Source organism: Neorhizobium sp. P12A (assembly GCF_008365395.1).
In the GTDB taxonomy this organism is placed as follows: domain Bacteria; phylum Pseudomonadota; class Alphaproteobacteria; order Rhizobiales; family Rhizobiaceae; genus Rhizobium.
On record NZ_QOVX01000010.1, the window covers coordinates 180,865 to 195,917 of the forward strand.

Here is a 15,053-nt window from a genome sequence, read left to right on the forward strand (position 1 = left end):
GAAGAAGAATGGCTGAAATCAAGGATCCCGAAAACACCATCATCCTCGAAACCACCAAGGGCAAGGTTGTCATCCAGCTTCTGCCGGAAGTCGCGCCGCTGCATGTTGCGCGCATCAAGGAACTGGCGCGCGAGAAGGCCTATGACGGCGTGGTCTTCCATCGCGTCATCAACGATTTCATGGCCCAGACCGGCGACGTGAAGTTCGGCAAGAAGGATGGCGAGAGCTTCAACCCGGGCCGTGCCGGCATGGGCGGTTCGGAAAAGCCAGATTTGAATGCCGAGTTCTCGGCGCTCAGCCACGTTCGTGGCACCTGCTCGATGGCGCGCTCGCAGAACCCGAATTCCGCCAACTCGCAGTTCTTCATCTGCTTTACCGATAGCCCCTGGCTGAACAAGCAATATTCCGTCTGGGGCCAGGTCATCGAAGGCATGGACAACGTCGACAAGATCAAGAAGGGCGAGCCGGTTGTCGATCCGGACTCCATCGTCTCCATGCGGGTTGCCGCAGACGTCTGATTGTGATTGATCCTGAGCCCGCCTTCGTGCTTTCGGCGCGGGGGCGGGTTTCGCTTTGTCTGAGAGTTTGACATGCGCGTAGACCTTTTCGATTTCGATCTGCCGGAGGAACGTATTGCGCTCAGGCCCGCCGAGCCGCGCGACAGCGCGCGCCTGCTCGTTGTCGAGCCGCAGCTTTCCGACCACAATGTCCGCGATTTGCCATCTTATCTTAGGGAAGGCGATGCAATCGTCTTCAACGACACCAAGGTTATCCCGGCGCAGCTGGAAGGCATCCGTCATCGCGAGGGTGCGCCCGGCCAGCAGGTTTCGGCGACATTGCACATGCGTGCGGCACCCGATCGCTGGAAAGCCTTTGCCAAGCCCGGCAAGCGCATCAAGGTCGGCGATCGCATCGAGTTCGGCCATGGTGAAAATGTCTGCATGCTGGGCAGCTTGCAGGCGACCGTCGAGGAAAAGGGTGAGGCAGGCGAGATAACCCTGCTGTTCGATCTTTCCGGTCCGGCGCTGGACGAGGCGATTGCTACCGTCGGCCATATCCCGCTGCCGCCATATATCGCGGCCAAGCGTCCGGAAGACGATCGCGACCGCACCGATTATCAGACCATCTATGCCCGTGAAGAGGGTGCGGTTGCCGCGCCGACCGCAGGCTTGCATTTCACGCCTGATCTGTTTGCCAAGCTGGACGCCATGGGCGTCGAGCGCCACTTCGTAACTTTGCATGTCGGCGCCGGCACCTTCCTGCCTGTGAAGGCCGATGATACCGAAGACCACAAGATGCATTTCGAGATCGGCCATGTCAGCGCCGAGACGGCCGCTGCATTGAATGCCGTGAAGGCGAGAGGCGGGCGCATAGTCTGCGTCGGCACCACCTCGCTGCGGCTGATCGAAAGTGCCGCCGGCGAGGACGGCAGGATCCACGCCTGGTCGGATGCAACAGGCATCTTCATCACGCCCGGCTATCGGTTCAGGGCGATTGACATCCTGATGACCAATTTCCACCTGCCGCGCTCGACGCTGTTCATGCTGGTTTCGGCCTTTGCCGGCCTCGATACGATGCGCGCGGCTTACAACCATGCTATCGAGACGGGCTATCGCTTCTATTCCTATGGCGATGCCAGCCTCCTGTTCCGGAAAGATTAGAGCCTTTCATGGCTATATTGAAACATTCTGTTGGCTCAAACGGAGTCGGATGGTCGCCCGGCCGGCGGGCGTCGTGGCCAAAGCATACGGCCAAGCTGGCCGGGCGATCAGGCGGCCCGTTTCAGCCAACCCGAAGGGCCGGGCATCTTTGAGCCAGGATCAGAGGCGATCGGCTCGGACGTACCAGGGGGTATGCCCTTCGCCAATCGCCTCTGCCCTGTCACAAACCTGCTCCGGCAGAATGTTTTAATATAGCCATGAAAGGCTCTAAATGACCGAGACGTTCCAGTTCACCCTGAAGAAGACTGACGGCGGTGCTCGCCTCGGCGAGGTCTCCATGCCGCGCGGTGCGATCCGCACGCCGGCCTTCATGCCGGTCGGCACGGTTGGCACTGTCAAGGCCATGTATCTGGATCAAGTGCGCGAGACCGGCGCCGACATCATCCTCGGCAACACCTATCACCTGATGCTGCGCCCGACGGCTGAGCGCGTCGCCCGCCTCGGCGGCCTGCACAAGCTGATCCGCTGGGAGCATCCGATCCTGACGGATTCCGGCGGGTTCCAGGTCATGTCGCTTTCCGGCCTGCGCAAGCTCGACGAAAAGGGCGTCACCTTCAAGTCGCATGTCGATGGTTCTACGCATCACATGTCGCCGGAGCGGTCAATCGAGATCCAGGGCCTGCTCGACAGCGATATCCAGATGCAGCTCGATGAATGCGTGGCGCTTCCTGCCGAGCCCAGGGAAATCGAGCGCGCGATGGAAATGTCGCTGCGCTGGGCCGAACGTTGCAAGGTCGCCTTCGGTAATCAGCCCGGCAAGGCGATGTTCGGCATCGTCCAGGGCGGCGACCAGCCGAACCTGCGCATCCGCTCGGCCGAGGCATTGAAGCAGCTCGACCTCAAGGGTTATGCGGTCGGCGGCCTCGCGGTCGGTGAGCCGCAGGATGTCATGCTCAGCATGCTGGAGACGACGCTGCCGGTGCTGCCATCGGAAAAGCCACGCTATCTCATGGGCGTCGGCACGCCCGACGATATCTTGAAGTCGGTGGCACGCGGCATCGACATGTTCGATTGCGTGATGCCGACCCGCTCCGGCCGCCACGGCCTCGCCTTCACGCGCCGCGGCAAGGTCAACATCCGCAACGCCCGCCACGCCGAGGATATGCGCCCGCTCGACGAGCAGTCGAATTGCCTCGCCTCGCGCGACTATTCCCGCGCCTATCTCCACCATCTTGTTCGTTCGAACGAGGCTCTCGGAGGCATGCTGCTCTCCTGGCACAATCTCGCTTATTATCAGGAACTGATGCAGGGGATTCGCAAGGCGATTGCCGAGGGAAGCTTCGCCGATTTCATGGCGGAAACGCAGGAAAACTGGGCAAAGGGCGATCTGGAGCCGGTTTGAGGTAAAGTTCGCAGTCAGCCGATACAGCGCTCACGGTACATAAAATCGTTACCGAGAACTGACCCCGATATCTGCTAAGGTCGGTTTCAAATGGGGATGATCCGATGACTGCGACTGACCGGAAAGCGCATTGGCAAAATGTGTACACGACCAAGGCGGAGAACGAGGTCAGCTGGTATGAGGATACCCCCGACCTTTCGCTGCGCCTCCTGAGCGAAGCCGGTTTGATGCCCGAAATGTCCGTCATCGATATCGGCGGAGGCGCATCGCACTTGGTGGACACCTTGGAGGCATCCGGCCAGGCCGGAATAGCCGTGCTTGATTTATCTGACGCGGCCCTCGATACCACAAAAGCGCGATTGGCAGACGCTTCGCGGATAGAATGGATTGTTTCCGATGTGACTACGTGGACGCCCGATCGCCAGTACGATCTTTGGCACGACCGAGCCGCATTCCACTTCCTGACTGCTAAGGCGGATCAACAGGCCTATGTTCGCGTGCTGACAAAAGCGCTCAAGGACGGCGGCAGGGCGATCATCGGCGCCTTTGCGCCTGACGGGCCGGAAAAGTGCAGCGGCTTGCCCGTCATCCGCTACGATGCAGAAAGCCTACAGGCAGTTCTCGGAGAGCAATTCAAGCTTCTGAAGAGCGAGAGGTATCAACACACAACCCCTTGGGGATCGGTGCAGAACTTCCAGTTCAACACTTTCGAGAAACTCCCAGAACGCTTACCTCGATAGGCGGTTCCACTAGGACGCTAGAGAAGTCTGTAGGGGCTCTGCGATTTTCCAATATGCTTGGGCAGGATACCGCCGCGTTCGCATAGCATGACGAAAGCATTCTCGATCAGTTCCTTGTGCGAGCTGGGACCGATCGTGATCCGGTCAAATCCAAGAGATGGCTGCACCTGACCGTCCTGGCTGAGAGGGATCTCAAGATAGGGGATCAACATGCTGGACGTTGCTCGAAAGGAAATCGCGCCGTTGGTGTTTGCCGCGATCTTCGAGACCAGGCGCCACTCGTTCTCTTCGGAAAAGGCGCTATCCTTGAAGCAAGCCGCCAACTGGTAGTATTCCCACAGCAGACCATTGGCCGCAAAGTAAGCGCCCCGCGTGTCGATGCCAGCTTCTTTTCCCAAATGGCCAAGTTTGCGATCGAGAAATTCGCCCGCGATCTCCCTCTTCAGCTCGTCATTATAAATGCATTTGATGAGATCAAAGCCCGCGAGGGAGGCGAGATATTTGAGTTGCGCTGTGTCAAACCCGATGGATGCACCGCCGCCCTGGGAATAGCCTCGCCATTGACTTAGCAGATCTCCATCTTCGGTGAAGGAGGCCGCGAACAGATTTATGTTTGAAAATTGCGCCACCCGGGTCGGCAATGTCTCAAGAAAAAGCTTGGTGGTTCCCGCCGCGGTTTGGGCACGGACCTTGACGATCTCGCCCAATATCGCGAGCCCATGCTTAAATTCATTGGCGTCGTTCATGTAATGGATGTCGGTCGCGCGCAGCTTCTTGCTTTCGACAATCCCCAACAGCCCGGACATCGTGGTGTAGTGATAGAGCCTGCGAACACCGTCGTCGGGCTCACCCAGCCGATCGGTCGGCGGTTCCACTGACAGGTGTTTGTGGGTCTTGTCCATCCTGTGCCTTGATGATCAGCTCCCTACTGCCGCCGGCAGGCCTTCAACCTAACCGTATACCTCAATTCACCGGGATCAATCTGTAATCACTAAAATACTAACGAATCTCTGGAGCGCCGCAGAGAGTTCCTTCGATCACGACGTCAGCAAGACGATTGCGCGCATCCGAGAGCAAGCCTGAGTTGAGGCGGTGAAAATCAAGCAATGATTTGTAGAGTTGAGGCATCGAACGAGGGCGCGCGAGGGCCACCCATCAAGGGGAGAATCTACCGGCCTTGACTGCGATTTTGGCCAGTCCGATAGCCGGCAAACGCTCTCCTTTCGTGAGCCACGAAAAGAAAATCATATTTTTTTATTTTCCTTCGCCGACTGAATGTTAACGAATTTTAATATGCGCACGCATGCGGTTTCTTTTAATATCAATAAATTACGTAAGTTTCTTAAATAAAATATTCCCTCAAAATGCGCGGGTATTTTGTGAACGTCACGGGGTTGGGGTTTTTGTTAACTTCAGCTAAAACGTTTTCACCTAACCGATAAGGGCTGAATTCAAATAGGAGGCACCTGACGTTGAGGGCGCAACGTGCTTTGGGTACTTGTATCTCTGGGTTATTGTTTGTGGGGTTGGCGGCAACGGGTTGCACTACTGCGTCCACGATGACACCTCTCGCGCAGAATTCTTCCAAATCCCGGTTGAGCCGGGGAGGGAAAGTCACCTACAACTACACCGCCAAGGACCGCGATTGTCTGAAGCGCGTCATGTATTTCGAGTCGGAGCACTCGGATCATGATGGCTACATGGCGGTGGGAACGGTTGTGATGAACCGGCTGACTTCGGGCGCCTATCCCAGCACGATCTGTGGGATCGTCGCGCAGGAAAAGCAGTTTGCGCCCGGCGTCATGACCAGGGTGGTTCTTCCCCAGGCCGAGCCGGACCTTGATCTTGCTGCGAACGCCTTGCTCCGCGGAGAACGGCATCCCGGCGTCAAGGACGCGATGTTCTTCCATACCAACGGCCTGAAATTCCCTTACGACAACATGCATTACGTTGCAGTTGCAGGCGGAAACGCCTTCTACGAGAAGCGCGATGAATACGGGCAGCTCGAAACGCCCGCACCGCTTCCGGGCTACGAAGTTGCAATGAACTACGTGCCTGTGCAGACGATGTCGACGATGGGTTACTTTCCTGTAGACACCGGGTCGACCGCAACGAATGCAATCACAGCGCCTGCAACGACTATGGCTGCGGTATCCCCGACGGTCATGGCGTCTGCAGCTGCCGCGACCGTGCCCGCGACCACCATGGCAGCGCAAGCGCCGGTGCTGCTTCCGACGCAAGTGCCTGTTCCGATCCTGACGCCGCCGCCTATCCCGGCCTCAGCGCCTGATATGACTGTGACGGCAAGCATCCGTCCCGATCCGGCGATGCCGATAGCAATTCCATCGCCGCGCCCGGTTTTCTAACAGCGTGGGCTCTTGCGGCAGTTTCGCCAACGCCGCAGGTTAGCAAATAGGTCAGCCGTCCGAGAATTCGGGCGGCTTCTCTTATAGCGCAAGGCTGAAGACGCAACCCTCGTCGGTCTTCTCAAATCTCCATCACTTCGCCGGTTTCGAGCAAGGACTTGAGATTGGAAAGTATGCGCGGCCAGCCGCCCGATACGGCGTCAATGAATTTGGCATTTTCAACGTCGATCGTATGCGTGATGCTCAGCTTAGTCGCATTTCCCACCGGCTCGATCTGGAAGACGCACTGCGAGTAACCCTCGGCCTTCAGCTCCGGCCTGAATTCGTTTCGCCATTTGAGCACGAGGCGTTTGGCGGGCTCGACTTCAACAATCTCGCCGGTATCTGCGACGCGGCCGTCGGGGAACATCATTTTCCAGGATGAGCCGAGCTTCCAATCCGTATCGAAATGAATGTTGAACCAGTATTTCCGCATGAAGTCGGGGTTCACGATCGCGGACCAAAGTTCTTCCGGCGTGGTGCGGATGAATGTAACGTAGACGAATTTACTGCCAGCCATGATTCAACTCCTCTTTATTCAGGGCATCGGAATGTTCCGGCGACAGGCGCGAACTATTGACCGCCGCCTTCAAGGGTCTTCTTTAGATCGGCCAGCGCGCTCAGGCGCCGATGTTCGAATTTGCCGATCCAGCGTTCCGCGATCTCGTTGATCGGAACAGGATTGATGAAATGCAGCTTCTCTCGGCCGCGACGTTCCGAGGAAACGAGGTTGGCTTCCTCGAGCAGGCCGATATGCTTCGCAACGGCCTGGCGAGTCATGTCCAGACCCTGGCAGAGCTCGCTCAGGGTCTGGCCGTTTCTTTCGTAAAGCCGATCCAGCAATTGCCGGCGGCTTCCGTCGGCCAGAGCCTTGAAGACAGCGTCATCATCCATGTCGATATACGGAACCTTTTGGTTGCCTATTATATAGGGAACCAAAAGGTTGCCTGTCAAGGCAATATCTGTGCAGGTCGCGTTGGCCGCTATGCGGATGGACAGATGGAGTCGGCTGTTGAGGACTGGTCGGACCGTAATCCGACAGGGACTATCGTGGCTCGACAGTGAGACTGAGATAGGTCCGATCGAATTCAGCGATCTCCTGGAGGCGCTCCCAGTCGACGATGGTGATGGTGCGGTTTTCCCAAGTGAAAGTGCCCTCCTTGCGAAGCGCCTGCAGCGTCTTGTTGAGATGGACAAGGGAGAGGCCCAGCACATCGGCCATTTCCAGCTGCGTCAGCGGGAACTGGAAGCTGGAGCCATTAGTTCGATGCACCACCTGCAATCGGACGAACAGCTCGCAGATAAGCTGCGCAAGATGCGCCTTCTTCGACCTGCGGCCCATCGCGACGATCCATTCGCGATGGATAGCGCCGTCCACCAATGTCCCCAGCCAGAGAAGCCGGGTCAGGTGAGGAGATTTCTCGGTGATCCTCTTCAATTGCGCATGGTCGGCAAAGGCAACATGGCATGCCGACATTGCAATGATGCCGTGGTCCATCTGCTTCAACAGGAAAGCATGCAGGTCGACAAAATCGCCCGGCACATGCAGCGCCGTTATCTGCCGCGTGCCATCGGACAGAACCTTGTATCGGCCCGAAAAGCCATCGAGCAGAAGCGTGCTGTAGGTCGGGCGTGCGCCCTCCGAGACGAGGTCCTCGCCGGCGGAGAAGCGCCGTTCCTTCACGATTACCGAAGTGAGATCCCTGACTTCATCCTCCGAAAGAATATCGTGGCTCCGCAGGTTTAAGAGGAGCGGCTCAATCACGATCGACTCCGGTGCCCGACGGAAGGGTTCGGAGCAGGCGCGCTTCCGTATTTTCTATTAAAATCAATGCCGCATCCACTGGGAACAAAATTTAATGCCGATTAGTTAGCCGGTAGGGATCAGGTGATGCTCATGAACCGGTACTTTTTCGATTTGCATAATGGCGACGGGCCCGTACGCGATGAAGAGGGCACCAGGCTTCCATCCCGAGAAGCCGTCCCCCGAGAGATCGCGCGGATTGTTCTCGACATCGCTCGCGACGAACTGCCGGTGAGCGACAGGACGGTAATTTCAGTAAGGGTGCGTGACGAGACCGGCCGAACGATTTCGGTCGCGAGCCTGATATACAACAACGAATGGCTTGATAGAGACCAATAGGACGATCGAAACATTCGTTCCCCAACCCGGACAAGAGCAATTGGGGCGCAACTTAGATTGAAGGCTATAGAGTCTCATTTAATTATGACATATCGCCATCAGTCAGTTGCAAGTAGATCCTGAGATATTGGATGTGGGAAACGAATGCGTTTGCCAGACAAAGGCGCGGTTCGGATGTCTCGCCTCAGATACCTTGGCTCGTCGTGTTCGGCACGATCTGCACGCCGTTGATCTTGTAGCTTCCATCAGGCTGTCGAGTGACCTGGTAGATCGCCGACCAGTCCTTGCCGTCGGTGCCCGTGATCAGCACCTCCTGATAGACCACGGCGCCGTCATCGATCGATTTGTTGCGGCCGAAGGCATAGTTTCCGGGGTGGTAGACCGGCTCGTAGCTCTTCTTCACCATGGCGAAAAAGGCGTCCTTGTCAGGGAAAAGCGCCTTGATGCCGGGTGCTGCAAAGGAATAGGCCGTCGCCGGGTCGTTGTGCAGGAAGGCCTGGATCTGTTGCTGGATCATGGCTTGCGTAGCCTGCAGCGGATCTTCCGCATGAGCGACTGGAGCGATGGTGAGATATCCGGCAAGCATGAAGACGGCAGGCAATGCGCGCATGGGAACGGTCTCCGGCCTCTATCCGGAAAATGATAGCGCGTTTTTGCCTGCCGGAAAGGGGCCGGTTTTAGTGCCAGCGGCGGAATAGCGCGCTGGCGTTCACGCCGCCGAAACCGAAGCCGTTCGAGATGGCATATTCCATGGCCATTGGCCGCGCCGTAGCACCGACGAGATCGATGCCTTCGGCTGCCGGATCCGGTTCCACCAGATTGCGGGTAGGGGGTGCAATCTGGTCGCGTAGCGCCATAATGGTGAAGACTGCCTCGAGGCCGCCGGCGGCACCGAGGAGGTGCCCGGTTGCCGATTTCGTGCCGCTGACGGCAATGCCGCCCTCGCGCCCGAAGATCGTCTTGATCGCTTCCATCTCGCCATGGTCACCAACCTGGGTCGACGTCGCATGCGCATTCAGATGCTGGACTTCCGCCGGCGTGATGCGCGCTTGCGAGAGTGCCGCGTGCATGGCGCGTCGCGCACCATCGCCGTCTTCCGGACCTGAGGTCATGTGATAGGCATCGGCAGCCGTGCCGTAGCCGACGAGTTCTGCAAGCGGGGTCGCACCGCGGGCAAGCGCATGTTCCAGCGTCTCGATGACGAGAATGCCTGCACCTTCGCCCATGACGAAGCCGTCGCGGCCGGTATCGAAGGGACGGGATGCCTCTTCCGGCCGATTGCTGAAGCCGGTAGAGAGGGCGCGTGCCGCCGCAAAGCCGCCGAGACTGACCTTCTCGATGCAGGCTTCCGCGCCGCCGCAGATCGCGACATCGGCCTCGCCGGAGCGGATCAGCCGGGCCGCGTCGCCGAGGGCCTGAACGCTTGCCGCGCAGGCCGTGACAGGCGCGCCGAGCGGGCCCTTGTAGCCATAGCGGATGCTGATCTGGCCGGCCGCGAGATTGACGAGGAACGAGGGGACGATGAAGGGCGAAAGACGGCGGGGACCACGCGTCTCGACGGTGCGAACCGCGTCGGCAATCGCCGGGAAGCCGCCGATGCCCGATGCGACGATAGTGGCGGTACGCTCGAATTCGGCTGTGGTTGACGGCTGCCAGCCCGATTGCTTGATTGCCTCTTCGGCGGCGGCCATGGCGAAAAGGATGAAGCGGTCCATCTTCTTTTGGTCCTTGACCGGAATGTAACGGTCGACATCGAAGCCACCTTCTGCATCCTCGGCAATATCGGGGACGACGCCACCAACCTTGGCCGCCAGGTCTCCGACCACGTCTTCGGGCAGAACGCGCAGGCCGGACGTGCCCGACACCAGTCGCTTCCAGGCAGTCTCGACCCCGACGCCGAGCGGCGATACGACGCCCATGCCGGTTACAACGATGCGATCCATATGATTGCTCCTATCTGTTCATTGCAATTCCGGCAAAAGCGCAAAGCAGTTTGGCGTCCGGAATTGCGTTAAATCAAAACTCTAGCCGTCGAAGCCCAGGAACCACGCGCGCATATGCGCGATGCGTTCGTAGACGACCTCGTCGGCCGCCGGGCCTGGTTTGATGACGGTTTCCTCCGGAGAGAAGGCGCGTCCCGTGACACGATCGATGAGTAGGGGTTCGCGGTCTTCACCGGTCTCGGGATTGCCGAGGCGCATGGCGATCTCTTCTGGCGGAAGGTATTGGCTTCCCCATGCAAAAAGCGCCATCATGACCGGAAAGAAATCCCGTCCTTTCTGGGTCAGCACATATTCGTAGCGCGGCGGCCGCTCGCAATAGAGCCGGCGCTCGAAGAGGCCTTCTGTTGTCAGATGCTTCAGCCGCCGCGTCAGGATATTCGGCGCAACGCCGAGGCTCTTCTGAAATGCGTCGAAGCGAGTAAGGCCCTGAAAGGCGTCACGCAGGATAAGCATGCTCCAGCTGTCGCCGACGCTTTCAAGCGAGCGGGCGGCGGGGCAGTTGAGTTCTGTGGAGCAGGTGCGTTGCATGCCGCAGTGGATAGCACCAGTAACTATCAAAATGCAAGTTACTATCTTTCGCGGATCGCGAACGCAAAAAATCCCACGCTGGCGAGCGCGGGATTTTCTGATTGCAAGAAGAAATATTGGGTATAAAATCAATTACATGCAGCGATAATATAATGCTTTTTCAGCCTCGCCATCGGTAGCGTCAAGTCTGCGAATCCGTGGACGCTGACTTATCCAGCGCCTCCTCCGGGATATCGTCGAACGAGGCGTAGTTGAGATTATAGAGCTTCGAATAGAGCTTGCCGTTGGCCATAAGTTCCGCGTGGTTGCCCATTTCGATCACCTGGCCGTTTTGCAGGACGATGATCCGGTCCGCCTCGCGGATCGTTGCCAGCCGGTGGGCAATGACGAGGCCGGTGCGATTCTCCAGCAGCTTCACCAGCGCCTTCTGGATCAGCATCTCCGTGTAGCTGTCGATATTGGCCGTGGCCTCGTCGAGCACCAGAATCTTGGCATCGGCCACGAGCGCACGGGCAAAGCTCACGAGCTGCCGTTGGCCGAGCGAAAGGCCGCCGCCGCGCTCGCCGAGCATGGTATCGTAGCCCTGGGCAAGCCGCATGATGAATTCATGCGCGCCGACGGTCTTTGCCGCCTCGATGACCTCTTCGCGGGTCGCCTCGGTCTTGTGATAGCGGATGTTCTCGAAGACGGTTCCGGTAAACAGGAAGGGTTCCTGCAGCACCATGGCGATCTGCCGCCCGAGCGAATCCTGGGTGAGGGCGCGCACGTCATAGCCGCCGACCAGCACCTGTCCCTGTTGGACGTCGTAGAAGCGATGGATCAGCGCCATGGAGCTGGACTTGCCCGAGCCCGTCGGCCCGACGAGCGCGACCGTTTCGCCCGGATTGACCCTGAAGCTGACATTCTTCAGCACCGGATGATCCGGATTGTAGCCGAAAACCACGTCACGGAATTCGACCGAGCCATCCATATCAGGCGGCAAGATCTCGGCATCGGGCGCATCCTCGATATCGACGGGGACATCGAGCACCTCGGTCAGGCGCTGACCCGAGGCCATGGCGCGCTGCATGACGGAATACTGCATGGTGAGCGAGCGGATTGGATCGAAGAAGCGCTGGATATAGAACAGAAAGGCGACCATGACGCCGACATCCAGCCTGTTGCTCAGCACCATCGAACCGCCAACGACGATGACGAAGGCCATGGCCATGCCCGTCAGCGTATCGACGATCGGCACCATTACCTGTGCATATTTCGCCGCCGTCAGGTGCGCCTTGAGATTTGTATGCGCCTTGTCGTCGAAGAGATTGAAGTTGACGCGTTGGCGATCCATGCCCTGGACGGCGCGCACACCATGAATGGCCTCGGCCAGCGCCCCGTTGGTGACGGAATTGGTTTCGTGCGCGTCCATGAAGGCAACGCGCGCCCGCGGCAGCCAGAAAAGGCGAATGATAAAGAGGATGGGCATGACCGAGAGCGTCAGCAGCCCGAGACGAACGTCCAGCCACAACATGACGACGATGATGCCGAAGAGCAGGGCGATATCGCCGACCGAGAGCACCGAAGTCTCCAGGAACTCCTGCATCGAGTTGACGTCGCCCTGCAGGCGCGACATCAGGCGGCCCACTTCGGTCTTGTCCATGAAGGACAGGGAAACGCGTTGCAGATGCACGAACATCGCCTTGCGAATATCGAACAGCACCTCTTCCGCAACCCCGCCGACCACAGTCTCCTGGACATAGCTGGCGGCGTAGTTGACCAGGATAGCGATGAGGAAGCCGATGATCGCGAGCCTGAGGGCCGAATGATCGGAAGCGGCCCCCGGCGCCATTCCGTGGTCAATAGCGTAGCGGATAAGCAGCGGAATGACGATCTGCGATGCGGTGAACATCAGCACCGCGAAAACGGCGAGATACATCTGCCTGCGATAGGGTTTCACGAAGGCCCAGATCCGCCGGATGATCTTGCCGTCGAAGACCTTACCGAAGATCTCCTCCTCGACGCGATGCGATCCGACAACGGCACGGGGAGGGCGGCGCCCGTCTTCGCGAACGTCGTTGCGCTCCGTTTCAGTCACTTCGGCCATGTCTATGCCCCCTTCTTGAGGACGGGAAGTTCATCCTCCGGCCGGACCTGCAGGTCGTACAGCGCGCGGTACCGCCCGCCGGCGGCAAGCAACGACTGGTGCGTGCCGCGCTCGACGATCTGGCCGTTCTCGACGAAAAGTATCTGGTCGGCATGCATCAGCGAACTCAGCCGGTGGGCGACGATGATCGTCACCCGGTCCCGAGCAAAACGCTTCATCGCGCTGCGGATGCGCTGCTCGGTCGCGGCATCGATTGCCGCGGTGGAATCGTCGAACACCATGACCGCCGGCTTCAGCATCAGCGTCCGCGCGATCGAGAGGCGCTGCCGCTGTCCGCCGGACAGCGATACGCCTCGCTCGCCGACAACCGTTTCGTATCCGGTCGGCAGGCCGAGAATATAATTGTGAAGCTGTGCGGACTCGGCCGCGCGCTCGATCCGCTGTTCCTTCGCCCACGGATCGCCATAGGCAATATTGTTCTCGATGCTGGTGGTGAACAGGAATGAATCCTGCTGCACGACAGCAACGGCATGGCGCAACGATTGCAGCGTCGCCTTGCGGATATCCTGACCGTCGATCGTGATCCGGCCTGACGTAGTGTCGTAGAAGCGCGGGATCAGATGCGCGATGGTGGACTTGCCGCTGCCGGGCGGTCCGACGAAGGCGATCGTTTCGCCACGCCTTGCCTCGAAGCTGATGTGCTTCAGCACCGGGCGATCCTCGGCCGCCGGATAGGCGAAACCGACATCCTCAAAGCGCAGCGTGCCTGCCGTAACCTCAAGCGGCTTGGCATCCGGGGCATCCTTGATGGCAATGTCGAGATCCAGCAGGCCAAAGACGCGCGAGCCGCAGGTAGAAGCGCGCGCAAAGGCGTTGACCATCAGGCCGAGCTGGCGCACCGGCATCTGCAGGATGGTCATGAAGGTCAGGAACGAGGCGAGGGTGCCGACGGTGATCTCGCCCGCAATCACCTTGTTGCCGCCGATCCACAGAACGAGGCCCATGGCGGCGAAGAAGGAAAAGTTCATGGCGCTTGTGTTCACCACGCGGATGCCGACACGATTGTGCGCAAGGCTCAGGGCATGGTGCGACGCCTTCTCGAATTTCAGGATCTCATAGGCCTGGGCGGCAAAGGCGCGGACCACGCGGATGCCGCCGAGATTCTCTTCCATGATGCGGGTCAGAACCGACAGTCGTTCCTGCAGGTCGAGCCAGGTGGCGCGCAGTCGCAGCTGTGTGACAGATGATCGCCAGGCGACGAAGGGCACGAAGCTCAGCGCCAGCAGCCCGAGCAACATGTCGGTCGACAAAAGCATGTAGGCGCCGATGCCGATCAGCATGGTAAGCAACACCATGCGCACCAGCGCAGTCGAAAAATACATGCGCACGCCTTCCAGATCGAGCAGGCCGACCGTGATCAGATCTCCGGAATGGACGCTGTCGTGGAAGCTGAAGCTCAGTTGCTGGATCTTCTCATAGCAAGCGAGGCGAAGCTCGTAGCCCATGTGGTGGCCGACAGCTTCGCTGAAGTAGTTCTGCACCATGGTAAAAAGACCACGGAATATGCTGACGAAGAGCAGCAGCAGCGCCGTGGTCCAGAGTGCTGCCTCGGCCGCCTGTCCGGCTGCGCCTCCTGCGAAGGCCGTTTGCGTCTGGTCGACAGCGTGGCCCAACAGGCGAGGGATCATCAACTGCAACGTTGCAGCTACAAGAGTTGATCCGATCGCAAAACTGGTCTGCCAGGGGTGTCGCAGTGTCATATGCGTTATGCGCACAATGGTCGAAAGGCCACGTCCCCAACCGGCTGCTTTGACATGCGCCAACGATGCCAAAGGCTTCGCCGCGCTTCTTGATGAATCGCTGCTCACGCTAATTTCCAAGCATATTATGAACGAGGCGGGCCCGAGCGTCGGGTTCGGATCGCTGAAATGATTGATATGATGAATTTTGCCGATTCCGCCCGGTCATTCAAGGGGCGATGTGGTCACAACTACCACCCTAACGTTAGAAACCGTGTTGAAGCCAAACCGTCGGCAAGCAGGCAAGGCCAGTCTGAGGCATCCGGTCGCAGGCGGATTGTGGGGG

Annotated in this window: 15 protein-coding genes; 6 read left to right on the forward strand and 9 right to left on the reverse strand. The window is 58.9% G+C overall.

Annotated features, from left to right (window positions below):
• Positions 1-8 precede the first annotated feature (8 nt).
• From DTW90_RS24465 to DTW90_RS24490, 4 genes are all read left to right on the forward strand, one after another.
• Positions 9-518, forward strand: coding sequence for a peptidylprolyl isomerase (locus DTW90_RS24465; RefSeq protein WP_149341541.1), 510 nt, complete (start codon positions 9-11; stop codon positions 516-518).
• A 72-nt stretch (positions 519-590) separates the two neighbouring features.
• Positions 591-1,661 (forward strand): tRNA preQ1(34) S-adenosylmethionine ribosyltransferase-isomerase QueA, encoded by a 1,071-nt coding sequence (gene queA / locus DTW90_RS24470; protein WP_149341543.1) that lies wholly within the window; start codon positions 591-593, stop codon positions 1,659-1,661.
• A 271-nt stretch (positions 1,662-1,932) separates the two neighbouring features.
• Entirely contained in the window at positions 1,933-3,063 is a 1,131-nt protein-coding gene (gene tgt / locus DTW90_RS24485; protein ID WP_149341545.1) for a tRNA guanosine(34) transglycosylase Tgt, read from the forward strand.
• Positions 3,064-3,299: 236 nt separating this feature from the next.
• On the forward strand, positions 3,300-3,803 hold the full coding sequence (locus DTW90_RS24490; protein ID WP_348642659.1) for a class I SAM-dependent methyltransferase: 504 nt from the start codon (positions 3,300-3,302) through the stop codon (positions 3,801-3,803).
• Positions 3,804-3,820: 17 nt separating this feature from the next.
• On the opposite strand, the gene DTW90_RS24495 is transcribed toward DTW90_RS24490, so the two are convergent.
• Entirely contained in the window at positions 3,821-4,549 is a 729-nt protein-coding gene (locus DTW90_RS24495) for a DUF2971 domain-containing protein (protein WP_188080027.1), read from the reverse strand.
• A 726-nt stretch (positions 4,550-5,275) separates the two neighbouring features.
• Between DTW90_RS24495 and DTW90_RS24500 the strand changes: the two genes are divergently transcribed.
• On the forward strand, positions 5,276-6,169 hold the full coding sequence (locus DTW90_RS24500; RefSeq protein WP_149341551.1) for a cell wall hydrolase: 894 nt from the start codon (positions 5,276-5,278) through the stop codon (positions 6,167-6,169).
• 121 nt (positions 6,170-6,290) lie between these two features.
• Here the strand turns inward: DTW90_RS24500 and DTW90_RS24505 are convergent, their stop codons facing one another.
• The 3 genes from DTW90_RS24505 to DTW90_RS24515 all read right to left on the reverse strand — a co-directional run bounded on the left by DTW90_RS24505 (position 6,291) and on the right by DTW90_RS24515 (position 7,973).
• The gene (locus DTW90_RS24505; protein ID WP_149341553.1) at positions 6,291-6,728 is read right to left on the reverse strand and encodes an SRPBCC family protein; all 438 of its coding nucleotides are present in this window, start codon (positions 6,726-6,728) and stop codon (positions 6,291-6,293) included.
• Between the two features lie 53 nt (positions 6,729-6,781).
• Positions 6,782-7,102 (reverse strand): helix-turn-helix domain-containing protein, encoded by a 321-nt coding sequence (locus DTW90_RS24510; RefSeq protein WP_149341555.1) that lies wholly within the window; start codon positions 7,100-7,102, stop codon positions 6,782-6,784.
• A 151-nt stretch (positions 7,103-7,253) separates the two neighbouring features.
• On the reverse strand, positions 7,254-7,973 hold the full coding sequence (locus tag DTW90_RS24515; RefSeq protein WP_149341557.1) for a Crp/Fnr family transcriptional regulator: 720 nt from the start codon (positions 7,971-7,973) through the stop codon (positions 7,254-7,256).
• 132 nt (positions 7,974-8,105) lie between these two features.
• Here DTW90_RS24515 and DTW90_RS24520 point away from each other — a divergent pair, with 132 nt between their 5' ends.
• Positions 8,106-8,351, forward strand: coding sequence for a hypothetical protein (locus DTW90_RS24520; RefSeq protein ID WP_149341559.1), 246 nt, complete (start codon positions 8,106-8,108; stop codon positions 8,349-8,351).
• A gap of 184 nt (positions 8,352-8,535) precedes the next feature.
• Here DTW90_RS24520 and DTW90_RS24525 read toward each other — a convergent pair whose 3' ends face one another.
• From DTW90_RS24525 to DTW90_RS24545, 5 genes are all read right to left on the reverse strand, one after another.
• Positions 8,536-8,961 carry a DUF4864 domain-containing protein gene (locus DTW90_RS24525; protein WP_132523767.1) on the reverse strand — a complete coding sequence of 142 codons (426 nt, stop codon included), beginning with the start codon at positions 8,959-8,961 and terminating at the stop codon, positions 8,536-8,538.
• A gap of 67 nt (positions 8,962-9,028) precedes the next feature.
• Positions 9,029-10,294, reverse strand: coding sequence for a beta-ketoacyl-ACP synthase II (fabF, locus tag DTW90_RS24530; RefSeq protein ID WP_149341561.1), 1,266 nt, complete (start codon positions 10,292-10,294; stop codon positions 9,029-9,031).
• 81 nt (positions 10,295-10,375) lie between these two features.
• A complete protein-coding gene (locus tag DTW90_RS24535) occupies positions 10,376-10,882 on the reverse strand; it encodes a helix-turn-helix domain-containing protein (protein WP_149341563.1) in 507 nt (168 codons plus the stop codon).
• A gap of 181 nt (positions 10,883-11,063) precedes the next feature.
• On the reverse strand, positions 11,064-12,968 hold the full coding sequence (locus tag DTW90_RS24540; protein ID WP_149341565.1) for an ABC transporter ATP-binding protein: 1,905 nt from the start codon (positions 12,966-12,968) through the stop codon (positions 11,064-11,066).
• A 2-nt stretch (positions 12,969-12,970) separates the two neighbouring features.
• Positions 12,971-14,836 carry an ABC transporter ATP-binding protein gene (locus DTW90_RS24545; RefSeq protein ID WP_149341567.1) on the reverse strand — a complete coding sequence of 622 codons (1,866 nt, stop codon included), beginning with the start codon at positions 14,834-14,836 and terminating at the stop codon, positions 12,971-12,973.
• Positions 14,837-15,053: the final 217 nt, after the last annotated feature.